We start from the raw sequence: 21,839 nt of genomic DNA, 5'->3' as shown, positions 1-21,839 counted from the left end.
GTCGCGGAGTTCTGCATCGCGGAGCTCGGCACCGTGCTCGGCATCTCGACCACTGCTGCGAAGAAGCTCATCGGCCACGCCCTCGAGCTGCGGCACCGCCTCCCCCGAGTCTGGGCACAGGTCCAGTCGGGGCGGGTCCCGGCCTTCCGGGCGAGGTCCGTGGCCGAGGTGACGATCCACTCTGCGCCCGCGCTCACGGTTGACGCGGCACGCTTCGTCGACGCCCAGGTCGCAGCCGTCGCCGGGAAGATCGGGACCGCGCAGCTCGACCGCCTCGTCGCCGAGACGATCAAGCGGTTCGACCTCGCCGCCGCCGACCCGGCTGCTGATCCGGAGGACGGCTACCTCCACGTCGACCCGCGCCACGTGACCATCCACGACGAGGACGTGCACTTCGCCGGCACCGTCCGCGTCGAGGCCGAGGTCACGGCGCTGCGACGCAGAAGGCCCTCGGATCGGCCGAGTCCCTCGACGCCCGCCGGGCGACCGCGCTGGGCGACCTCGCTCGGACGCAGACCGCGCTCGACCTGTTCTCCCGGGGCAACGCCGAGCCGAGCGGCGAGGCGGACGCCGACGGACTGCCCGCGGCGCGGGAGGTCGTGCTCCACGCGCACTTCGACGCCGCCACCACAGGCGACGGGTCGACGGTCTTCGGGCCCACCGGTCGTCTCGAGGAGCGTCAGCGGCTCCTCCTCCTCGGTCAGCTGCAGTCGTGGTGCGGCGACGCGCGCACGAAGATCACCGTCAAGCCCGTCATCGACCTCAATGCCGAGCAGTCCACTCCGGCGTACGCCGTCCCCGACCGCATCCGCGAGCAAGTGGTCCTGCGAGACCGCGCGTGCGTGTTTCCCTGGTGCGGCCGCAACGCGCGGGCCTGCGACGTCGACCACGTCGTCGAGTTCGACCACGAGGCTGCCGTCGAGGAACGCGAACAGCCCGGCCCGACGACGACCTCGAACCTCGCCGCGCTCTGCCGCTCCCACCACCGCCTCAAGACCCACTCCGCCTGGCGCTACGAGACGACAGCGCCCGGAGTCTTCGAGTGGACCTCGCCCCACGGCCACCGCTACCGCCGCGACCGGCACGGCACCACCGCGGTCGATCCGCGAGACCCGCCCGACCGACCATGACCCCGCCCCGCACCCCGCCAGCCACGAGCTGACGGGGCCACAGGCACGTCCCGGCGGGTTGGTGAACGCGGGACGCACGTCGTCGCGGTGTCGCCTGAGGGGGTGCGCTTCGACTGGTCGGACCCGTCAGTGGGCTGCTGGACCGTCGAGGAGTGCAGCTGGCGCGGAGGCGGGGACGGGGCCGTCCGCGCTGTCCCTGAGCCAGGCGGCAGCCGCGGGCACGCCGAATGGACCTGCACCGGCGCCACCACCGCTCGTCGACAAGCTCGGGCTCGCCCTCATCCCGCGCTTCCCCATCCGCACGTTCATCATCCGCAGTGGAAGCGCCTGCGCGACGACTTCGCGGCGGCCGAGCGGAGCTGAGGCCGCCCGGCGAGGCGGGCCGTGACCTCCTCAGTCGGTGAGCCGGGGGCCCGCCAGCGAGGCGATCCATGCCTCCAGGTCTCGCGGGCGCCGGAACAGCAGCACCTCCGGCCCGTCCGGCGACTCCGCCCAGGCCCGCATCCGGTCCCTCTTGCGGGCGAACGAGCGGAAGTGCCACACGATGATCGAGTCACGCCGGACGATGGCGCGCCAGGTCTCGACGTTGCCGTTGCAGCGTGGCTCGCGGGTGACGGCGCCGGAGACCGTGCGTCGCACCAGCCGGGCGAGGGAGAGCCAGCGTGGGTAGTCGAGCCCGACCACCAGCTGTGCGCGCGGGAGCACCAGGTCGAGCCAGGCGCCGTACGACGAGTCGAGCAGCCAGCGCTCGCCCGACGTGATCTCGCCGATGATGCGCCGCTGCTCGTCCTCCTCGACCGGCACCCAGCCGGGCAGCCAGGTGAGCTCGTCGACGAGCGTCACGGGGTGCCCGGTCCGCGCACCGATCGCGGACGCAGCCGTCGACTTGCCGCTGCCGGTGACGCCGTAGACGAGGACCCGGTCCGGGACCTCAACCACCGGAGACCGACGACCCCGCCAGCGACATCAGCCGCTCGTACTGCTCCGGCTCGGTCGTGTTGACCCCGAGGTCGTGGTCGACCTTGCCGAGGCCGTGGTGGTCGCTGCTGCCGGTGACGACGAGGTCGAGGTTGCGGGCGATCGCGCGCAGCTCGGCGCGCTCGGCGGGGCCGTGGTCCTGGTGGTCGACCTCGATCCCGGCCAGGCCGAGGTCGCGCAGCCGGGCGAGGGCCGCCTCGTCGAGCGCCGAGCGACCGCCGCGACCCCACGGGTGGGCGATCACGGTGACGCCGCCCGCGGCGCCGACGAGCGCGATCATCTCCTCCAGCGCCGGTGCATAGCGGTTGACGTAGCCGGGGCGGCCGGGGTCGAGGAGCTCGGTGAACGCCTCGCCCCGGTCCCCCACGACGCCCTGGCGGACGAGGGCGTCGGCGACGTGCGGCCGGCCGGCGGCGACCGAGCCACCGGCCTCACGGCGTACGTCGTCCTCGGTGATGTCGATGCCGTGCTCGCGCAGCGCGGCGACGATCGCGGGCGTGCGCTCGGTGCGCCCGTCGAGGATGCGGTCGAGCACGGTCACGAGCGGCGCGTGCGCGGGGTCGGGCACGTAGCCGAGCAGGTGGGCGCCGCGGTGGCCGAAGCGGGTGCTGATCTCGAGCCCCGGCACCAGCGTGATGCCGACCTCGTCGGCCGCGCGCCTGGCCTCGGCCCAGCCGGACATGGCGTCGTGGTCGGTCAGCGCGACGACGTCGAGCCCCGCGGCCGCGGCCGCGCGGACCAGGTCGGCGGGGGTGTCGGTGCCGTCGCTGGCCGAGGAGTGCGTGTGGAGGTCGATCCGCACGTCACGAGTTCCACTTCAGCAGCGCCGGGTTGTCGCGCTCGAAGCCCAGCACCGAGACGGTCGCAGTGTCGAGGCGGAAGAACCGCCCCTCCGCGGCGGGCTGCTCGAGCCAGCGCGCGGTGAGCACGCGCAGCGAGTGGCCGTGGGCGAAGACCAGCACCCGGCCGTGCTCGCGCACCCGCTCGACCACCCGGTCGAGACGGGCCGAGACCTCGTCGGCCGACTCGCCGCCCGGCACCGGGTGGGTCCACACCGTCCAGCCCGGCACGGTCTCGCGGATCTCGGCCGTGGTGATGCCCTCGTAGTCGCCGTAGGCCCACTCGACCAGGTCGTCGTCGAGCACGGGGTCGGCGAAGCCGGCCAGCTCGGCCGTACGCCGTGCGCGCTGGCGCGGGCTGCTCAGCACCAGGTCGAACTCCACCCCGGCCAGACGCTCGCGCAGCGAGGTGGCCGCCCGCTCCCCCGGCTCGGTGAGCGGCAGGTCGGTGGTCGAGGTGTGCCGCCCGTCGCGGCTCCACTCCGTCTCGCCGTGGCGGACCAGCCAGAGCTCGGGGCGGGTGGGACTGGAGCCGGCCGAGGACATGCCGCGAGTCTGCCACGACCAGCCGGCCGGGCTGCCACGATGCTCACCATGACGGCGCCCACGCGACCAGACCTCGGCCGGGCGCGGCCGGCGATCGCGCTGGCCTTCCTCACCCAGGGCCTGGTCTTCATCAGCCTCACCACCCGGCTGCCGCGCATCCAGGACCGCTGGGACCTCGGCGAGCTCGCGCTGTCGGGCGTCCTGCTGATGATGGTGCTGCTGGCCGGCGCCGGGTCGCTGGTGGCCGAGCGCCTCGCCCCGCGCCTCGACAGCGCGGTGGTGCTGCGCGCCGGGCTGCTCGGGGTGGCCGGCTCCGTGGCGGCCCTGGTGCTCGCGCCGACCCGGCCGCTGTTCGTCCTCGGGCTCGCGGCGTACGGCGTCGGGCTGGGGCTGGTCGACGCGACCGGCAACATGCAGGCCGTCGCCCTCGAGCACCGGCTGGGACGGGTCGTGCTGCCGTCGTGCCACGGCGCCTGGACCCTCGGCGGCGTGGTCGGCGCCGTCGTGACACTGGTGAGCAGCAACGTGCCCTGGTCGGCGATCGCGCTGGTGGCGCTGCTCCCGCTGGCGGTCGCCGCGGCACCGTTCCTGCCGCGCGACCACGGCGAGGCCGCCACGGCCACGGAGACCGACGTGCCGTGGCGCGCGATCGTGATGGTCGGGCTGGCGCTGGTCGTCTTCTACACCGTCGACACGGCGGCGGCCACGTGGGGGCCGGTCTACCTCGACGACGTCTTCTCCGCCCCCGAGGAGCTGGTCGCGCTGGCGACCCTGCCCTACCTGCTGGCCAGCGGCCTGGTCCGCCTCGTCGGTGACGGCCTGACCGAGCGGGTCGGTGCCGTTCGGCTCCTCCGCGTGGGCGCGGCGGTGGCGCTGGTCGCCCTCGCCACGATCGTGGCGGCGCCGTCGTGGCCGGTGGCGGTGGCGGGCTTCACCCTGCTCGGCTGCGGGGTCGCGGTCGTGGCGCCGCTGAGCTTCTCGGCGGCGGCGGCACTGGCCGGTCGTGACGCCGACCCCGCCACCCGGCACGCCCGGGTCGACGCCGTGGTGGCGCGCTTCAACCAGTTCAACTACGCCGGGGCCCTGCTCGGCGCCGTCATGACCGGGGCCGTCGGCGCCGGGTCGTTGCGGGTCGGCTTCGCGGTCCCGCTGGTGCTCGTGGTGGCGCTGTTCTGGCTGGCCCGTGCCTTCGCGCCGGCGGACGAGCTGTCCGCCGGCGCCTGAGCGACGGGCAGAGGGTCAGACCCCGCCGCCACCGGCCTTGCGGCGGTGCATCGGCTTGGCGACGTTCTTGTCGTTGACCTCCGAGCCGTGCGCCTTCTCGCGCGACCCGGCGGTGTCGTCGGGGTGCAGGTGGCCCTTCTTGCGGTCGAGGGCCTCGCGCATCTTCGCCTTCAGGTCGGCGTTGGGGTCCTGGTCGGCCATGGGGTCCTCCTGGGTGGGGGTTGTGGGCGTCCGGACTGCCACCCTGCCAAACCCGGCCAACGGGGTCGAGGGGTTATCGCTCAACGACGGCGCGGCTTGCGCAGCACGTCGAGGCGTCCGGCGAGCTTGCCCTCCATCCGGCTGACGTGCCAGCGGCAGTCGCCGAGCATGACGTCGTACGCCGCGTCGCCGAACTCGGCGCGGTAGCGCTCGGGCTCGCGCAGCAGCCGCGCCAGGTGGAGCAGCGCCCGGCCTGCAGCGCCCTCCTGCTCCTGCGACCACTCCCCCCACTCGGCAGCCAGGTCGATGGTGTCGACCACCTCCAGCCCCGAGCGCGCGATCGCCTCGTCGAGCACCCGCGGGTCGGTGCTGGCGGGCACCACACCCATCACCTCGAAGAGCCACCCGGCCTCCTGCGAGGGCATCAGGTCGGTGGCCACGACCTGGTACGCCACCACGTGGCCGCCGGGGCGCAGCACCCGGGCGAACTCCGCGAACGCATCGTCGGGGTGCTCGACGTGGACCATCACGTCACGGCACCAGACGAGGTCGAGGGAGCCGTCGTGTGCGGGCACCGCGGTCGCGGTGCCGCGCTCGAACGCCACCCGGGAGGCGATGTCGGGCACGACGTCGCGCCGCGCGGCGCGGGCGAGGTCGAGGTGGCGCTGCACCGGGTCGATGCCCAGCACGCGCAGGCCGAAGTGCGTGGCGAGGCGGAACGCGTGGGTGCCCTCGCCGCAGCCGACGTCGGCCACCCGGCTGTCGGGCGGGAGGTCGAGCTCGCGCACGACCTGCAGCAGGATCGAGGGGTCGCGCGGCGCCAGGCTCTCGTCGAGGCGGGCGGCGAAGGCCTCCTCGAGCCGGGGGTAGGTGTCGTAGAAGAACGCGCGATCCCAGGCCACGGGTCGAGTCTGCCCCACCCAGTAGGGTCGCCCGCATGGCTCGCCGTGTGTTCCTCCACGTCGGCACCGCGAAGTCGGGCACGAGCTACCTGCAGGACCTGTGGTGGCGACACCGCGACGAGCTGCGCGAGCGCGGGCTCCTGCTCCCGGGCAGCGGCCGGCGCGACCACTTCACAGCCGCGGCCGTCGTCAAGGGCATGACCGCGGTCGTCGAGACCCTCGGCGAGCGCGAGCGCAGCGCGTGGCAGCGCCTGGTCGACGAGACCCGCGAGTGGCCGGGCGACGTGCTCATCAGCAACGAGCACTTCGCCGACTCCCCTCCCGCGGCGGCTGCTGCGGCACTCGCCCAGGGGTCCTCGGCCGCGGAGGAGGTCCACGTGGTCCTCACCGCCCGCGACCTCGGCCGGGTGCTGCCCTCGGCGTGGCAGCAACGGGTCAAGATGGGTGCCCGCCAGCCCTACCGACGCTTCCTCGCCACCGTGCGCCGCGGTGAGGACGACCAGAAGTTCTGGCGCTACCAGGACGTCCCCGCCATCGCCGCCCGGTGGTCGTCGGGGGTGCCGCCCCACCGCGTCCACCTCGTCGTCGTCCCCGCACCGGGTGCACCGCGTGACGAGCTGTGGCAGCGCACCGCCGCGGTCCTGGGCCTCGACACCACCGGGCTCGCCACCGAGGCGCAGCGCCCCAACGACTCGCTCGGGCTCGTCGAGGCCGAGCTGCTGCGCCGGGTCAACGAGCTGGTCCCGCGCGCGGAGCGCTCACCGGCGCTCACCCGCCACGTCAAGGGCACCTTCGTGCCGCAGGCGCTGGCCGGCGTCGCGCCCGGCGAGTCGTACGTCGTGCCCGAGCGGCACCGCGGCTGGATCCGGGAACGGTCGGAGGCCGTCGTGGCCGAGCTCCGCAGCGGTGGCTACGACGTCGTGGGCGACCTCGAGGACCTGCTCCCCCCGCCTCCCCGCGAGGGACGGACGCCCGACGAGGCAGGCGACGACGAACTGCTGGTCGCCGCGACGGCCGTGCTCGCGCGGCTCGGCCTCGACGCGCCCGCAGACCTCCACGACGCGCTCGAGGCGATCGCGAGGTCGCTGCGCGAGCCTCAGCGCGGCACGAGCGCCCAGTAGTCCAGGTCGAGCAGCACGCCGTCGGCGTACTTCTGGTCCTCGCCGCGCAGCGTCATCGACTCGTCGCGGCCCTTGGTCGCCACCAGCCGCAGGCGCAGCGCCCCGACACCGGGGGCGTCGAGCTCGGCGGTGTCGAGCACCTCCGACCACGCGTGCACCGTGTCACCGGCGAAGGCGGGCGCGACGTGCGCGCCGGCGTTGATCGCCGCCACCAGCTGCGCGTTGGCCAGGCCGTTGAACGACAGGGCGCGGGCCAGCGAGATGACGTGGCCGCCGTAGACGAGCCGCCGGCCGTCGGGACGGGCGTCGGTGTTGAAGTGCACCTTGGCGGTGTTCTGCCACAGCCGGGTGGCCATCATGTGCTCGGCGTCGGTGAGCGTCACGCCGTCGACGTGGTCGATGCGCTCGCCCACCTCGTAGTCACCCATCAGGTGCGGCGAGCCGGCGGCGACCACGTCGTACGCCGAGAAGTCGAGGCCGGCGGGCACCACGAGGTCCTCGGCGGCGACGGCCGCGGCGAGGTCGGGGACGACGGCCTCGGGGGCGGGCGACTCCGCAGCGCGCTTGTGCACCATCACCCAGCGCGCCCAGTCGATCGCGACCTCCCCGCGCTGGTTGGTCGCGGTCGAGCGCACCCAGACCACGCCGGTCCGGCCGTTGGAGTTCTCCTTGAGGCCGATGACCTCCGAGCGGGTGCGCAGCGTGTCGCCCGGCACGACGGGCAGGTGGAAGCGGCACTCGGCGTAGCCGAGGTTGGCCACCGCGTTGAGCGAGACGTCGGGCACCGTCTTGCCGAAGGCGACGTGGAAGCCGACCAGCTCCTCGACCGGGTGCGGGTCGAGACCGACGGAGGCGGCGAACTGCGCCGACGACGGCACCGCGAAGCGCGTGGGGTAGATCGCGCCGTAGAGCGCGCGGTCGCCCTCGGTGATCGTGCGCGGTGTGGCGTGCTCGATCACCTGCCCGAGCGTGAAGTCCTCGAAGAAGTTGCCGGCGTTGGTCTTCATGCCCGACATCGTGCCGCAGCCGCGCCCGCTGGGGCGGCCGTCAGCGCGTGGGATGCGTCACCCGTCGTAGGGGAAGGCGCGGACCACGTCGCCCGACATCGTGGTCTTGAGGTAGCCGCTCTCGCCGTAGGAGTTGGAGACGTGGATGTTGACCGTCGGCTGCCCGTCGGTCCAGGTGTCGACCAGCACGTGGCTGAGCCTGCCGCCCTGCACCCCGAGCGTCTTCCTCGCCACCGCGATGTTGGCGAAGAGCCGGCGTACGTCGAGCGCGCCGAGGTCGACCACCGGGCTCGGCGGGCGGACCGCGGCGGCCTCGGCGTCCTGGCGCCACCCGCCGTCGAAGGACCAGAGCTCGGAGCGCGGGCGCGAGCCCCGCACCGGGACCTGCACGCCGACGCGGGCGGGGTAGAAGCCGACCTCGTAGGCGTCGAGGGTGCCGAACTCCGCCTCGTAGGCGCGCAGGAACGCGCGCACTCGCGCGGCCTCCATCCGGAAGGGCGCCGATGTCACGAGCTCGGGCTCGGCGGGCGCAGACCCGACGTCGACGGCCACGCCGCTGGACGTGGCCGAGTCGGACTCACCGCCACCGGCGAGCGCCAGCAGCGACGTCACGCCCGCCCCCAGCAGCAGCACCGCCAGCGCCACGAACGCGACGAGCTGGAGGGTGAGTCGCGCAGGACTGGCGGCGACGTCGGGCACGACCGCGCCGGCGGGTGCCTGCAGGTCGCGGGTCAGGGAGCGCAGCTCGTCGACGGTCTCCGCCGACAGCGCGCGCGTCACCCGCAGCTCGCGGTCCTCCGCGCCCAGCTGGCCGTCGACGTACGCCGCCTCGATGAGGTCCACGAACCGGTCGCGGTCCGCGTCTCGAGCGCGCATGCCGTCCATGGCCCCGGAGTCTAGGGCCGGGGACCGCCGCGCGAGGGGCGCTCAGCGCAGCCGGTAGTCCTTGAGCAGGCTGCGGCCGATGATCATCTTCTGGATGTCGGAGGTGCCCTCGCCGATGAGCATGAACTTGACCTCGCGCATCAGCCGCTCGATCTCGTACTCCTTGGAGTAGCCGTAGCCGCCATGGATGCGGAAGGAGTCCTCCACGACCTCGTTGGCGTACTCGCTGGCGACCATCTTGGCCATGCCGGCCTCGACGTCCATGCGCTGGCCGGTGTCCTTGAGACGCGCGGCCTTCACCATCATCGTGTGCGCGACCTCGACCTTGGTGGCCATCTCGGCGAGGCGGAACAGCACCGCCTGGTGCTCGGCGATGGCCTTGCCGAAGGTCTTGCGCTGCTGGGCGTAGGCGATGCCGAGCTCGAAGCCGCGCCAGGCCAGGCCGCACGCGCGGGCGGCGACGTTGACGCGCCCGACCTCGACGCCGTCCATCATCTGGAAGAAGCCCTTGCCGGGCTCCCCGCCCAGCACCTGGTCGGCGGAGATCTCGTGGCCCTCGAAGATGAGCTCGGTCGTCTCGACGCCCTTGTAGCCCATCTTGTCGATCTTGCCCGGCACGGTGATGCCCTGGGCGGTCTCGCCGAAGCCGGCCTCCTTCTCCACGAGGAAGGTCGTCATGTTCTTGTAGACCGAGTCGGCACCCTCGTCGGTCTTGGTCAGCACCGCGACCAGGGTCGAGGTGGCGCCGTTGGTGAGCCACATCTTCTGCCCGGTGATGCTGTAGGACCCGTCGTCGGCGCGCGTGGCCTTGGTCGACACCGCCGAGACGTCCGAGCCGAGGCCCGGCTCGGACATCGAGAACGCGCCGCGGACCTCACCGGTCGCCATGCGCGGGAGGTACTTCTGCTTCTGCTCCTCCGTGCCGTGCTGGATGAGCATGTAGGCCACGATGAAGTGGGTGTTGATCACGCCGGAGACGCTCATCCAGCCGCGGGCGATCTCCTCGACCACGAGCGCGTAGGTCAGCAGCGACTCGCCGAGCCCGCCGAACTCCTCGGGGATGGTCAGGCCGAAGACGCCGAGCTCCTTGAGCCCGTCGATGATCTCCTGCGGGTACTCGTCGGCGTGCTCGAGCTCCTGGGCCACCGGGATGATCTGCTCGTCCACGAACTGACGCACGGCCTTGAGGATCTCGGTCTGGTCCTCGGAGAGGCCGTCGGTCTGGCAGAGGCGAGGCATGGGGGCTCCTGAGCGGTCGCTGATGGACGTCCGGGAGTCTAGTTACTGGTCGTTCACCTGGGCAGGGCCCACGTCGGAGACTGATGTCACACCGACGTGCGTGAGAGACTGGGGCATGCGACCGACTCGTACGACCGCACCCGCCCTCGCCGCCTCACTCGTGCTGCTCGCCGCCGGTTGCGGCGACGAGACGGGCCCCTCCGCGGACGAACCGGGCGGTGACGCGACGTCGAGCTCCTCCCCCAGCACGGCGACACCCGAGCCCGTCGAGCCGATCGACTTCGGCACCGAGCCGAGGATGCGCGAGCGCTACAAGAAGGCGGCGCTGCGCGCGGTCGACGACAAGCTCATCACCATGGTGCCCACCGTCCTGCCCGACGGCTGGACCGCCCGCGGCGGCGGCTACACCGCCGACCCGCAGTGGTGGCGCATGGAGTTCACCGCCCCGACCGGCGACGTCGTGCTCGACCAGCTGCCCGGCACGAGCGCCGAGGCGCTCGCCGACGCCGAGCTCACGCCCGCCGCCGACGCCGAGCTCACGCCCGCCGACGACGTCGACCTCACCGACTGGGGCACCGGCACCTGGTCGGCGTGGGACCACGACGGCGCGACCGTGCTGGCGCACGACCTGAAGGGCAGCACGGTGGTGCTGCAGGGCCCCGACCTCGAGACGGTCCGCGGCCTGGCCGAGTCCCTCCTGCCGGCCGAGGACGCGGCCGAGCAGGACGGCTGACCCGCTCGATCAGTCGTCCTCCCAGGTGGGGCCGGCGCCGCGCAGGCCGTCGGGCTCCACCGTCACCATCGGCTTGCGGACCACGGTGCCGTCAGCCGTGCGCCACGAGGAGTACGTCGTGGTGTAGGCGTCGCGGCTGTAGGGCTCCTGCCACATCAGGGCGAAGTTGGCGAGGTAGTCGCGCACGTTCTGGCGTCCGTGCATCGTGAAGAGGATCTCGTCCTGCGGGGTGCCCAGGCTCGACCAGTTGGTCGAGCCGGTCCACACGATGTTGCTGTCCACGACGCCCTTGTAGGAGCCCTTGAGCACGAAGTACTTGTGGTGGGTGTAGCGCTCGATGTTCTCGGGCGTCTCCTCCTCCGACGTGGAGGTGACCGGGTCGTCGACCAGGTTGAACCCGGTGGAGCGCAGCGGGACGCGGCCACGCGCGGTCGGTGCGCCGATGTGCTGCTTGGTGTGGAAGCCCATCAGGCCGTAGTTGACGCGCAGGTTGCAGCCGTCGGCGTAGAGCTGGCGCAGCCTGTCGGCGATGTAGTTGCCGCGTCGTCCGCGCATGGAATGCATCGACAGGCGCAGCAGCGTGCGCTTCTGCACACCGGCGGCGTCGGTGTAGACGCACTGCACGTTGTTGAGGATGTCGAGCACGACGTCGCTGCTCGGCGTCGTGTGCCGCGGGAACACGAACGTGTGGTACTTCTGCATGTCGCCGGCGGGACACACCCGGCCGCCGTCGCAGAACTCGTAGGTCGCGCGGCGCTTGTCCCAGTCGGGGCGCATGTCGTTGAACAGCTCGATGAACTGGTCGTAGAGGGTCTTCTTGCCGACGGTGGTGTAGAGGTCGTTCCACTGCCAGCGCACGGCGTTGAGCGTCATGTTGTAGGAGCCGAGCATCACGACGTTGCGGTTCCGGCCGGTGCGCGAGAACAGGTAGAACTTGCTGTGCAGGTTGTTGTACTCGTTCTCGTCGGCACGACAGCCCGACACGCAGCGCTTGAGGAAGCTCGACTTCTTGGTGTTGTGGCCGAGCACCCTCTGGATCCGCACCTGGGCGCCGGGCACGAGGTGGTCGTTGAGCAGGACCTTGACCTTGACCCCGCGCTTCTTGGCCCGGATCAGCTCGTCGGCGTAGACCTGGCGGTCGAGGGAGTAGGCCGAGATGGTGATCTTCTCGCCCTTGGGCGTGTTGCGGATGGCCCGCAGGACGTGGCGCTCGATCACGTAGCGGTCCTTGGGCACCATCGGGTTGTTGAACTTCGCCCCGGTCGGCACCTTCCACTTCTTGTTGGGCCTCCCCGGCTTGCGCGCGGCCAGCGCGGCAGGCGCGGCGGAGGCCGCGGTCGCAGCGCCGCCCGGGGCCGGCGCCGCCGCAGCGGTGCCCACGGCAGGCGCGAGCAGCGCGGCCGCGATGCCACAGGTGGCGAGCAGGGCAATGAACTTGGAACGCACGTCGACAACTCCCTCGGGGCGCCTCTCGGGCACCCGGGTCAGATGATCCCCCGGGACCGCGGCGGCACGTCACCCGTGCTCGCCCGGACGTCCGCCACGATATCAGCGACGAGACGAGCGGCAGATTCGAGAAGCTCCTCGGCGGTGACGGTGCCGGGCTCGCGTCCCGCCCCGCGGGCGGCCGCCTCGCGGCGTTCGCCGTCGAGTGCGGCGAGGTCGCCGAGCACGTGGAAGCCCCGCGTCGTGACGATCTCCGTGGCCGCCCGGTCGAGCTGGGCGAAGCGGGACCGGTAGCGCTCGGGCAGCCCGCCGCGCTCGCGCGGCTGACGCGCGAGCAGGTCCTCGGCGAGGTAGCCGCGGATCCACACCCCGCGGTCGTGGGCGTTGTACTTCGGCAGGTGCTGGTTGACCAGGCGCAGGGTCTCGATCTGCACGATGCCCAGCGCCGGGTTCACCGACTCGGTGGGCACGTCGTAGGCGTCGGGGTCGAGGCCGAGCACCTCGGCGAAGTGGTGCCAGTGCAGGTCGGGTGCCTCGTCGCGGCCCGGCATCACCAGCACGTGCACCCGCTCCCCCGGCAGCTCGGGGGTCCAGCGCTCCAGCACACCGGCCAGGTCCCACGTGCGCATGCTGAACTCCGGGCCACCTGCGGCTCGCCCGTCCATCACGGCGTCGAGGTCGACGGTGCTGCCGTTCTTCACCGACTCCTGCCAGCCCGCCGAGACCACGCTCGCGGCGTCGCGTGCGGTGACCACGAGGTGCACCTCGGCGCCGGGGAAGCTCGCCAGCGCCCGGGACGCCTGCTCGGCACTGGCGCCGCAGAGGAACTCGTGGGTGATCAGCACGTCGCCGGGGTGGGCGAGCGCCTCCTCCACCAGGCGTCGCCACGCGCCCGGCGCGTCACGGTGGCGCCGCTCGAGGCGAGGACGCTCCTGCAGGTCGAGCGCGGCCCACAGGTGCTCGCGGTGGCCGAAGCCGGGCAGGAGCAGGCCGTCGGCGCGCAGCCGGTCGCGGTTGGCCCACACGACCTGCTGGAGGTACGTCGTGCCGGTCTTGGGCAGCCCGATGTGCAGGAAGACCCGACGCGGGGCGCCGGTGCCCGGGGCAGGGCTCAAGAGAAGTCCCCGCGGTACTTCCCGAGCAGCTCCTCCAGCTTCTTCTCGTCGCGGGCGGCGACCGGGAGGAGGAGCTCGGAGACCACGTCGGTCAGCTCGGCGAGGCGCACGTTGAGCGCGCGGTTCTCCTGCACGGCCTCCTCGAGCGCGGCGACGCGACGCTCGAGGTCGCCGTCCGCCCCGTGCCGGCTGCCCGGTCCACGGACGTTCCTCAGTCCGAACATGGCTGTTCCCACCTCACGCGTCGAAGTCGATGATCATGCGGCACACCTGCGAGCTGCCGGCGTCGGTCGAGACGGGCTCGCGCACCTGCTCGAGGATCCGCCCCCCCGACTCCGCGACCTCGGCGGCCACGATCGCCGGGTCGAGCGGCTTGCGCGCGCCCGTACGCCGAGCGTAGCCGTCGCGGCCCTTGTCGCTGAGGAACTGCAGGTGCAGGGTGCCGGTCGTGCCCGCGAGCATCATCCGCGCCGAGCGGAGCATGTTGAGCCTGCCGCGACGGCCGAGGCGCTCGATGACGTGGACGCAGCCCACCGCGCGCGGCGCCGGGGTGCGCGCCACCCACGCCGACACGGCCAGCACGTGGCGCAGCTCGAGGAGGTTGAAGAGCTGGAAGCTCACCAGCGGGTCGTCGGCGCGCCGCTGCGCCTCCGCCTCGTAGGCGAAGGGCTGGAAGTCCAGGCCGATGGCGCGCGTGCCGCGGTCGGCGAAGAAGGCCACGTCGGCGCCGCGACCGCAGCCGATGTCGACGTACGTCGCGAGGTCGGGGTGCCGCTCGGCGACCTCGTGCGCGACCGCGGAGACCGTCTGCTTCTGGTGGGCGGTGCGCTTGTGGTAGCCGTGCCAGCCGGCGCGGCCGGTGCGCATGCCGCGGAACCAGCCGTTGAAGCGCTCGATGGTGCTGGCCGGGGTGGTGAACTTGTAGGCCGGGTCGGGCGTGCGCCAGCCGGGGCCGTAGGTGGCGGTGAGGAACTTGTCGGCGTTGGCCGGGACCGGGAACTCGCGTCCCTCGAGCGAGGCGGTGCCGAGCGGGAAGATCCAGTCCTTGCGGAACGGCACGGCGATCTCGCCCATGAGGTAGAGGACGCCGTCGCGCATGAAGCCGCCGAAGACGTCGAGGCCGCGGTCGAGGCCGTCGCTCTCCAGGACGTGGACCTTGAGCCCGATCGCGGAGTAGCGGGTGACGCGGTAGCCCATGTCGGTCAGCGCGCGCTGGATCCGGAAGGACTCCCTGATCGCGTCGACCGGGTGGTCGTGGGTGCTGACGTAGCCCAGGTCGGCGTCGCTGTCGTGGCCGATGAGGCCCCCGTCGCGGATCGCGCCGAGGGCCGTGCCGTAGGCCAGGAAGGGGTCGAGCCCGACGCGCCGCAGGGCGCCGAGGACCTCGTCGATCGCGTCGAGGAGGGGCTCGACGTGCGCGGCGTCGCGGGTGTCGAAGGTCTCGACCAGCTTGAGCGACTTGTCGAGGCTCAGCGGGCGTCCGGCGGGGTTGACCACCGCGATGCGCGAGCCGCCCTCGCCGAGCTGCACCGTCTCGGTGTGGAGGACCGCACCCGTGCCGGGGTCGGTCAGGGTGACCTCGGTGGTGCCGTCGAGGAAGGGCCGCAGCGGCTTGGGCCACGCCACGAGCACGCCGTCGTCGCGCTGCTCGCCGTCGCGGTGCAGCCAGAACGACCAGATCCGGCGGCCGTCGAAGGCGACGTCGACGAGGCGCTCACGCGCACTGGCGATCAGCAGGCCGTCGGCGTCGATGCGGACCACGTCCAGCGCGCCGGCTCGACGCAGCTGGCCCAGTGACTTCACGCGGCGCACTATATCGAGCGGACCGCGGCTCACTCGACCTCGGTCAGGGTGGCCTCGGCCTGCACCATCTCGTGGTCGGAGGCCTGGCCGGTGTCGGTCACGGCGTAGTCGGCGAAGGTGACGCCGGTGGAGCCGAAGATCCAGTCGACCTGCATGCCGGACGGGGGCGCGCAGGCAGGGCCGGTGCTGCCACCGGCCGCGGCGCTGAACACGCCGCTGGCGGTGAACCGGCAGAAGATCTCGGCCCGCTCGTTGAAGTCGCCGGTCACGATCACCGGGTAGTCGCCGTCCTGGCGCAGCGCCGTCAGGTGCGCGATCTCGATGCCGGCGGCCTCGGCCCGCCAGCGGCCGTTCTGGCCGAGGTTGGCCGTGTCGGCGGGGTTGTGGAAGTTGGCGAACCAGGCCCGACGACCGGTGCTGGTGGACTCCAGGAGGATCACCGGCATCTCGATGCGGCTGCCACCGGCGTAGGGGATGGAGAGCGTGTGCGCCTCGACGAGCCGGAACATGCTGCTGCGCCAGGCGATGTTGAACCGCACCGACTTCGTGCCCAGCGAGAGCCCGGGGTAGAGGGAGTACTCCCCCGCCCGCGACACGAACATGTTGTGCTGCGTGGACTCGAACTCCTGGAAGCCGACCACGTCGACGCCGTTGTTGCGCAGGGTGGCGATCGCCATGTCCATGCGCGGGCTCGCGTCGGGGACGCCGGGCCGTCCACCCGGACCGGTGTGGGAGTCGCCGAGGACGTTGAAGCTCGCCACCTTGAACGACACGGGCTGGCTGCGCGCCTCGAGCTGCTCGGAGACCCGCGCGGCAAGTCGCCGCTGGGCCGCCCGGAAGCGCTTGACCGACTTGTCGAGGGCGGCCTGTGCCGAGGCGCCGTCGCTGGCGACGGGATCGCCACCGCGCGCGTCCTTGCCCGACCCGGCGTCGTCCTCGCCCGAGGCCGCGCCGCCACGACCGGAGCCGTCCGAGTCCGGCGGCTCAGCGGTCTCCGAGCTGGCCGGCTCGGCCGCTCCGTCGGAGGGTCCCGGACCGGAGAAGAACGAGGCCCACACGACGATCGGGACGACGAGCAGCACGGCGAGAGGAGCCCACACCGCCGCGCGCGGCCACGGCGGCCGTCGCGTGCCCAGCTCGGGATCCTTGTGCTTCACGGCCACCTTCTGCGAGACGAGACCCGGAGGTCACGGCGTACGTCGTTGCAAGGGCGACCGGCCCGGGTGAGGCCAGCCTAACCGAGAATCAGCTCCCGGGCACCGCGAGCGGATCGAAGGCCGAGAAGCGCTGCTGGGGGTCCATCGTGGCCCCGGGCACCGGCGGCAGGCCGAGCGAACGGGTCACCAGGCCCGCGAGGTCACCCACCCGGATCGGCTGCGAGCCGGCGTACGGCGGCTGCGCCTTGCCGGGCGCGACGAACGAGGGGTTGAGCGCGTAGAGGTCGCTGCCGGCGAGCACACCGGGGCCGGTGACCCACATCGGCACCTGGTAGCTCTCCTTCCACGTGGCCGACGAGCCCTGGGTGCGCTGGGCGCCGCCCGTGCCGGTGACGACGAGCAGCGTGGTGCCGTTCATCTCCGCCTGCTTCTCGATGCCCCGACGGATGGCGGCGACGCGCTGGAAGGCCTTGCGGACCGCCTTCTGGTAGGCCGGACCGGTGTAGCCGTCGGCCTGTCCGGCCTTCATGACACCGGAGAGCTCGATGACGCTCAGCGCGCTGGCCCGGCGCGCGATGCTGTCGCGCCACCACCCGACCGCGGCGGCGTCGTCGCGCTTGACCTTGAAGGCGTCCATCTTGGCCGCGCCGTCGTCCTTGCCGTAGGGGTCCTTGCCGCCGGTCTTGTTGTTCCAGCTGCGGTGCAGCAGCTGGGTCTGCGGGCGCGAGGACACGAACGTGGTGCGGTGCGAGGTGTTGTGCGCCAGGTCGAAGATGCTGGAGACGTACTGGCCGGCGGAGGCGTGCACGGTCGCCGGCAGGGTCTTCGTCGAACCCACCCCGTGCCCGCCCCGCTTGGCGAAGACGCGCCGACCGCTCAGCAGCGAGACCAGGTTGGCGTCGGGGCCGGTGCTCTCGGTCGCAGTGCGGGCCTGGTTGGTCGAGGCGCCGTTCTGCACCAGGCGGGCGAGCTCGGCGACGTCCGTGCCGAGGCCGCGCACGACGGTCGAGGTCAGGCCGGGGACGGCGACGACGACCACGTGGTCGATCGCCGGCGGCGCACCGGCCGGCACGACGGCGTTGGCGTAGTAGAGCGGGTGGTCGCTGGTGCGGGCGACGTAGTCGTTCCAGAAGCGGGTGTAGCCGTTGAAGAAGACGTTCTTGGTGCCCATGATCCAGTCGATGGCCCCGCCCTTCGGCGGCGAGCAGGTGGCACCGTCGGTGTAGCCGCCGCTGGCGGACCACAGGTCGGCGGTGGGCGCGACGGAGCAGTAGTAGCGGTCGCGGTCGTTCTTGTCGCCCAGGGAGATGAAGGGCGCGTCGGGGTACGTCACCCGCAGCTCGTTGGCCAGGGCGGCCTCCATCGCGAAGCCGGCGTCGCGCCACTGCTGCGCCGGGCCTCGCACGTCGGCGGGGTTGTGGCTGTTGAAGAACCACACGCGGCGCCCGGTCGACTGGTTCTGGAGGAGGACGGCCGGCATCCGGCTGGGAGCGCCGTCGAAGTAGGGGATCGGGAGCGTGCGGGCCTCGAGCAGCTGCCACACGTCGGTGCGCCACCCGATGGAGTTGACCGAGGGGCCGGCGGTGGTGTCGAGGCCGGGGTAGGTCTGCCACGCGGCGCCGACGAGCTCCTGGAAGCGCGCGGCCTGCGGCGGCTGGAACTCCTGGAAGCCCACGACGTCGAGCTCCTTCTCGGCCAGGATGCCCACCACCCGGTCCATCCGCACGACGCCGGAGTCCCAGCCCTTGCGGTTGCCGCCGGGCGCGGTGTGGTCGGCGCCGAGGACGTTGAACGTGCCCACCCGGAACGAGGTGGTCGGCGTCGTCTGCACGGCGTCGTCGGCAAGGGCGACGGCGGAGGCGGGGGCCGAGGGGGCCAGGAGCAGGCCGGAGGCCAGCGTCAGCGCGACGGCGCAGAGGCGTCGTAGTGGTCGCGCGGTGCGCTGGGGAGCGGTCGTGCCGAGCATGCGTGGGGCCTCACAGTCGATCGGGGAAGTGGCCGTCGAGGTGTCCCGACCGTGCCCCCTGACGCGTCAGTCCGGGCCCGATCGAATGTGACGGAAGTGACTCGTGCGACGAATCGTAACATCCGGAGCCGGGTGTGGCCCGGGCTCTGCGAGGGCTGCGCACGCTACGGTGGCGCACGTGAGCACCACCCCGACCCGCGTCTTCGTGGCCCGGCTCGTCGGGCTGCCGATCTTCGACCCCCAGGGCGACCAGGTGGCCAAGGTGCGCGACCTGGTCGTCGCGCTCCGCACCGAGACGAGCCAGCCGCGCGTGCTCGGCATGGTCGCCGAGGTGTTCGGCCGCCGACGCATCTTCGTGCCGATGACCCGCATCACCGCGATCGACAGCGGGCAGGTGCACACCACCGGCCTGCTCAACATGCGCCGGTTCGAGCAGCGCTCCACCGAGACGCTGGTGATGGGCCAGATGCTCGACCGCAGCGTCACCATCAAGGAGTCCGGGGTCACCGGCGTGGTCTACGACGTCGCGATGGAGCAGGCGCGCAACCGCGACTGGGTGCTCTCGCGCGTCGCGGTGCAGGAGCCCAGCAAGGGCTTCCGCCGCCGCGGCCAGACCCACGTGGTCGAGTGGCGAGACGTGAGCGGACTGACGAAGCACGAGCCCACGCAGGGCGCCACGCACCTCATCGCCGCGCTCAACGACATGCGCCCGGCCGACGCGGCCAACATGATCCACGACCTGCCCCCGGAGCGGCGTAGTGCGGTCGTCGCCGCGCTCGACGACGAGCGCCTCGCCGACGTGCTCGAGGAGCTGCCCGAGGAGGACCAGGTCGAGATCCTCGAGCACCTCGACTCCGAGCGCGCCGCCGACGTGCTCGAGGAGATGTCGGCCGACGACGCCGCCGACCTCATCGCCGACCTCAACCCCGAGACCGCCGCCACGCTGCTCGGGCTGATGGAGCCCGAGGAGGCCGAGGACGTGCGCCGGCTGATGTCGTACGCCGACGACACCGCGGGGGCGATGATGACCCCGGAGCCGGTCATCCTCTCCCCTGACGCGACCATCGCCGATGCGCTCGCGCACGTGCGCAACCCCGAGCTGACCCCGGCGCTCGCGGCGCTGGTCTACGTCTGCCGCCAGCCGCTGGAGACGCCGACGGGCAAGCTGCTCGGCGCCGCGCACATCCAGCGGCTGCTGCGCGAGCCTCCCTCGACGCTCGTGGCCGCGGCGCTGGACGACTCCATGGACCCGTTGCGCCCCGACGCCTCGATGGACCAGGTCGCGGCCCACCTCGCCACCTACAACCTCGTCGCCGCGCCCGTGGTGGACGACGAGGGCCGCCTGCTCGGCGCGGTGACGGTCGACGACCTGCTCGACCACATGCTCCCCGAGGGCTGGCGCGACCGGGCTCCTCGTCCGGGCCCGATCACCGGCACGTCCCGCCGGGGAGGTGGCCGATGAGCGAGAACCGCCGCCCCCGGCTCGACACCCCGCGCGACACCCGCCGCCAGATCGTGCGGCGCCCCACGGTGGACGCCGACGCGTTCGGCGTCTTCGCGGAGTCGTTCGCCCGCTACATGGGCACCGCGAAGTTCCTGCTGTGGATGACGCTGTTCGTCGCGGCATGGATCTGCTGGAACGTGCTCGCTCCCGGCGACCTGCGCTTCGACGAGTTCCCCTTCATCTTCCTCACCCTCATGCTCAGCCTGCAGGCCTCCTACGCCGCACCGCTGATCCTGCTCGCGCAGAACCGCCAGGAGCAGCGCGACAAGGTCGTGGCCGAGCAGGACCGGCAGGCCAACGCGCGCGCCCACGCCGACATGGAGTTCCTCGCCCGTGAGGTCGCCTCGCTGCGCATGTCGGTCGGCGAGGTCGCCACCCGCGACTTCCTGCGCTCGGAGCTGCGCGGCCTGCTCAGCGACATCGACGACCTCTCGCGCCACACCCCGCAGGACGACGCTCCCCCACCTCCGGACCGCGTCCAGCGCCCGGCACAGTGAGGTCGGGGGGCGGCTCGTAGACTTCTGCATCATGAGCACCCCCACGCAGCAGCAGGTGATGGACGCGCTGGCACGCGTCAACGACCCCGAGATCAAGCGGCCGATCACGGAGCTGGGGATGGTGGACTCCGTCGAGGTCGCCGAAGACGGCTCCGTCGCCGTCCACGTGCTGCTCACCGTCGCCGGTTGCCCGCTCAAGGACACCATCAACCGCGAGGTGACCGCGGCCGTGACCGCGGTCCCCGGCGTGAGCTCGGTCGGCCTCACCCTCGGCGTGATGAGCGCCGAGCAGCGCGCCGGCCTGAAGGAGATCCTCAGCGACGGACGCGCCCAGCGCGAGATCCCCTTCGCCCAGCCGGGCTCGCTCACCAAGGTCTACGCCATCGCCAGCGGCAAGGGCGGCGTCGGCAAGTCGTCGGTCACCGTCAACCTCGCGCTGGCCCTGGCCGCGCAGGGCCTGCGCGTCGGCATCGTGGACGCCGACATCTACGGCCACTCCGTCCCCGCGATGCTCGGCATCGCCGACGCCCGCCCCACGCAGGTCGACGACCTGATCATGCCCGTGCCCACGCCCAGCGGCGTCTCGGTCATCTCCATCGGCATGCTCAAGCCGCGTCGCGACCAGGTCGTCGCCTGGCGCGGCCCCATGCTCGACCGTGCGCTCGTGCAGATGCTGGCCGACGTCTACTGGGGCGACCTCGACGCCCTGCTGCTCGACCTGCCGCCCGGCACCGGCGACGTGGCCATCTCCCTGGGCCAGCACCTGCCCAGCGCGGAGGTCGTCGTGGTCACCACCCCGCAGGAGGCCGCGGCCGAGGTCGCCGAGCGCGCCGGCACGATGGCCTCGATGATGCACCAGCGCGTCATCGGCGTCGTGGAGAACATGAGCTACCTCCCCTGCCCCCACTGCCCCGCCGAGGACGACCACCGCCTCGAGGTGTTCGGCAGCGGTGGCGGCGACCGCGTCGCGGCCACGTTGTCGGGGCGCTTCGGCTACGACGTCCCGGTCCTGGCGAGGATCCCGCTCGACGTCTCGCTGCGCGAGGGCGGCGACGTCGGCAAGCCCATCGTCGAGGCCGACCCGGCGGCGCCCGCGGCCCGCGAGCTGACCCGCGTGGCCACGACCCTGTCGGGGCGCGGACGAGGACTCGCCGGGATGCAGCTCGGACTGACCCCCTCCAACCGGTTCTGAGCAGTAGGTTCTGACCCATGTTCGACGTCGGGCTCCTCGAGCTGGCAGTGATCGCCCTCGTCGCCGTCGTCGTGCTCGGTCCTGACCGGCTGCCCGACCTCGCCCGCCAGGCCGCCCAGCTGCTCCACCGGGCACGCGGCCTGGCGCACAGCGCGCGCGACGAGCTGCGCAGCGAGCTCGGTCCGGAGTACTCCGACCTGCAGCTGCGTGACCTCGACCCCCGCACGATCGTGCGCAAGCACATCACCGAGGCGATGGCCGAGGTCGACCGCGAGCAGGCCAGGGAGACCGCGAAGGCAGCGCTGCCCGAGGGCCAGGTCCCGCCGTACGACGTCGAGGCGACCTGACCCGTCC

General features: G+C 72.6%; 23 protein-coding genes. 8 read left to right on the top strand and 15 right to left on the bottom strand.

Annotation, left to right across the window (positions count from 1 at the left end):
• On the bottom strand, positions 1-393 hold a 393-nt coding region (locus tag ASG76_RS19675), incomplete at its 3' end, for a hypothetical protein (RefSeq protein ID WP_235529700.1).
• Between the two features lie 206 nt (positions 394-599).
• Here ASG76_RS19675 and ASG76_RS16955 point away from each other — a divergent pair.
• Positions 600-1,130 carry an HNH endonuclease signature motif containing protein gene (locus tag ASG76_RS16955; RefSeq protein ID WP_056606112.1) on the top strand — a complete coding sequence of 177 codons (531 nt, stop codon included), beginning with the start codon at positions 600-602 and terminating at the stop codon, positions 1,128-1,130.
• A gap of 393 nt (positions 1,131-1,523) precedes the next feature.
• Here ASG76_RS16955 and ASG76_RS16950 read toward each other — a convergent pair whose 3' ends face one another.
• Genes ASG76_RS16950 through ASG76_RS16940 form a run of 3 tightly spaced genes read right to left on the bottom strand, consistent with a single transcriptional unit; the run spans position 1,524 to position 3,493 of the window.
• Positions 1,524-2,069 (bottom strand): adenylate kinase, encoded by a 546-nt coding sequence (locus ASG76_RS16950; RefSeq protein ID WP_056606110.1) that lies wholly within the window; start codon positions 2,067-2,069, stop codon positions 1,524-1,526.
• Positions 2,062-2,910, bottom strand: coding sequence for a PHP domain-containing protein (locus ASG76_RS16945; RefSeq protein WP_056606108.1), 849 nt, complete (start codon positions 2,908-2,910; stop codon positions 2,062-2,064). Before ASG76_RS16945 ends, ASG76_RS16950 begins: the two co-directional genes overlap by 8 nt.
• Position 2,911: 1 nt before the next feature.
• Positions 2,912-3,493, bottom strand: coding sequence for a histidine phosphatase family protein (locus ASG76_RS16940; RefSeq protein ID WP_056606105.1), 582 nt, complete (start codon positions 3,491-3,493; stop codon positions 2,912-2,914).
• Positions 3,494-3,541: 48 nt separating this feature from the next.
• On the opposite strand from ASG76_RS16940, the gene ASG76_RS16935 reads away from it, so the two are divergent.
• The gene (locus tag ASG76_RS16935; protein ID WP_200948225.1) at positions 3,542-4,717 is read left to right on the top strand and encodes an MFS transporter; all 1,176 of its coding nucleotides are present in this window, start codon (positions 3,542-3,544) and stop codon (positions 4,715-4,717) included.
• A gap of 15 nt (positions 4,718-4,732) precedes the next feature.
• Here the strand turns inward: ASG76_RS16935 and ASG76_RS16930 are convergent, their stop codons facing one another.
• Entirely contained in the window at positions 4,733-4,918 is a 186-nt protein-coding gene (locus ASG76_RS16930; protein WP_056606099.1) for a DUF5302 domain-containing protein, read from the bottom strand.
• An 80-nt stretch (positions 4,919-4,998) separates the two neighbouring features.
• Positions 4,999-5,820 carry a class I SAM-dependent methyltransferase gene (locus ASG76_RS16925; RefSeq protein WP_056606097.1) on the bottom strand — a complete coding sequence of 274 codons (822 nt, stop codon included), beginning with the start codon at positions 5,818-5,820 and terminating at the stop codon, positions 4,999-5,001.
• 35 nt (positions 5,821-5,855) lie between these two features.
• Between ASG76_RS16925 and ASG76_RS16920 the strand changes: the two genes are divergently transcribed.
• Positions 5,856-6,941, top strand: coding sequence for a hypothetical protein (locus ASG76_RS16920; protein WP_056606095.1), 1,086 nt, complete (start codon positions 5,856-5,858; stop codon positions 6,939-6,941).
• Here ASG76_RS16920 and ASG76_RS16915 read toward each other — a convergent pair.
• The 3 genes from ASG76_RS16915 to ASG76_RS16905 are packed head-to-tail and all read right to left on the bottom strand — an operon-like array spanning position 6,917 to position 10,072.
• Positions 6,917-7,948, bottom strand: a complete 1,032-nt coding sequence (locus tag ASG76_RS16915) for a MaoC family dehydratase (RefSeq protein WP_056606093.1) — start codon at positions 7,946-7,948, stop codon at positions 6,917-6,919. The two genes, ASG76_RS16920 and ASG76_RS16915, sit on opposite strands and share 25 nt — an antisense overlap.
• Positions 7,949-8,005: 57 nt before the next feature.
• The gene (locus ASG76_RS16910) at positions 8,006-8,833 is read right to left on the bottom strand and encodes a DUF1707 domain-containing protein (RefSeq protein WP_056606090.1); all 828 of its coding nucleotides are present in this window, start codon (positions 8,831-8,833) and stop codon (positions 8,006-8,008) included.
• Between the two features lie 42 nt (positions 8,834-8,875).
• Positions 8,876-10,072 (bottom strand): acyl-CoA dehydrogenase family protein, encoded by a 1,197-nt coding sequence (locus tag ASG76_RS16905; RefSeq protein ID WP_056606087.1) that lies wholly within the window; start codon positions 10,070-10,072, stop codon positions 8,876-8,878.
• 115 nt (positions 10,073-10,187) lie between these two features.
• Between ASG76_RS16905 and ASG76_RS16900 the strand changes: the two genes are divergently transcribed.
• Positions 10,188-10,805 (top strand): hypothetical protein, encoded by a 618-nt coding sequence (locus ASG76_RS16900; protein WP_157559171.1) that lies wholly within the window; start codon positions 10,188-10,190, stop codon positions 10,803-10,805.
• Between the two features lie 9 nt (positions 10,806-10,814).
• Here the strand turns inward: ASG76_RS16900 and ASG76_RS16895 are convergent, their stop codons facing one another.
• The 6 genes from ASG76_RS16895 to ASG76_RS16870 form a co-directional block, all read right to left on the bottom strand.
• The gene (locus tag ASG76_RS16895; protein WP_056606080.1) at positions 10,815-12,251 is read right to left on the bottom strand and encodes a phospholipase D-like domain-containing protein; all 1,437 of its coding nucleotides are present in this window, start codon (positions 12,249-12,251) and stop codon (positions 10,815-10,817) included.
• Positions 12,252-12,289: 38 nt separating this feature from the next.
• Positions 12,290-13,366, bottom strand: a complete 1,077-nt coding sequence (locus tag ASG76_RS16890) for a hypothetical protein (protein ID WP_056606078.1) — start codon at positions 13,364-13,366, stop codon at positions 12,290-12,292.
• Positions 13,363-13,590 (bottom strand): DUF6752 domain-containing protein, encoded by a 228-nt coding sequence (locus tag ASG76_RS16885; RefSeq protein ID WP_056606074.1) that lies wholly within the window; start codon positions 13,588-13,590, stop codon positions 13,363-13,365. Before ASG76_RS16885 ends, ASG76_RS16890 begins: the two co-directional genes overlap by 4 nt.
• 13 nt (positions 13,591-13,603) lie before the next feature.
• Entirely contained in the window at positions 13,604-15,169 is a 1,566-nt protein-coding gene (locus tag ASG76_RS16880) for a hypothetical protein (RefSeq protein WP_056606071.1), read from the bottom strand.
• 29 nt (positions 15,170-15,198) lie between these two features.
• Positions 15,199-16,326, bottom strand: coding sequence for an endonuclease/exonuclease/phosphatase family protein (locus ASG76_RS16875; RefSeq protein WP_056606068.1), 1,128 nt, complete (start codon positions 16,324-16,326; stop codon positions 15,199-15,201).
• A gap of 88 nt (positions 16,327-16,414) precedes the next feature.
• Positions 16,415-18,292 carry a hypothetical protein gene (locus tag ASG76_RS16870; RefSeq protein WP_056606065.1) on the bottom strand — a complete coding sequence of 626 codons (1,878 nt, stop codon included), beginning with the start codon at positions 18,290-18,292 and terminating at the stop codon, positions 16,415-16,417.
• Positions 18,293-18,470: 178 nt separating this feature from the next.
• Here ASG76_RS16870 and ASG76_RS16865 point away from each other — a divergent pair, with 178 nt between their 5' ends.
• Genes ASG76_RS16865 through ASG76_RS16850 form a run of 4 tightly spaced genes read left to right on the top strand, consistent with a single transcriptional unit; the run spans position 18,471 to position 21,832 of the window.
• The gene (locus ASG76_RS16865; protein WP_056606203.1) at positions 18,471-19,754 is read left to right on the top strand and encodes a magnesium transporter MgtE N-terminal domain-containing protein; all 1,284 of its coding nucleotides are present in this window, start codon (positions 18,471-18,473) and stop codon (positions 19,752-19,754) included.
• Complete coding sequence (locus tag ASG76_RS16860) at positions 19,751-20,293, top strand: DUF1003 domain-containing protein (RefSeq protein WP_056606062.1); 543 nt, start codon at positions 19,751-19,753, stop codon at positions 20,291-20,293. The genes ASG76_RS16865 and ASG76_RS16860 overlap by 4 nt, the downstream gene beginning before the upstream one ends.
• Positions 20,294-20,324: 31 nt before the next feature.
• Positions 20,325-21,485, top strand: a complete 1,161-nt coding sequence (locus ASG76_RS16855) for an Mrp/NBP35 family ATP-binding protein (RefSeq protein ID WP_056606057.1) — start codon at positions 20,325-20,327, stop codon at positions 21,483-21,485.
• 17 nt (positions 21,486-21,502) lie between these two features.
• On the top strand, positions 21,503-21,832 hold the full coding sequence (locus ASG76_RS16850; protein ID WP_056606054.1) for a sec-independent translocase: 330 nt from the start codon (positions 21,503-21,505) through the stop codon (positions 21,830-21,832).
• Positions 21,833-21,839: the final 7 nt, after the last annotated feature.

Source organism: Nocardioides sp. Soil774 (genome assembly GCF_001428125.1).
Classification (GTDB): Bacteria; Actinomycetota; Actinomycetes; order Propionibacteriales; family Nocardioidaceae; genus Nocardioides.
Note: the sequence above shows the minus strand (reverse complement) of the source record. Positions and strands in the feature narration are given on the sequence as shown.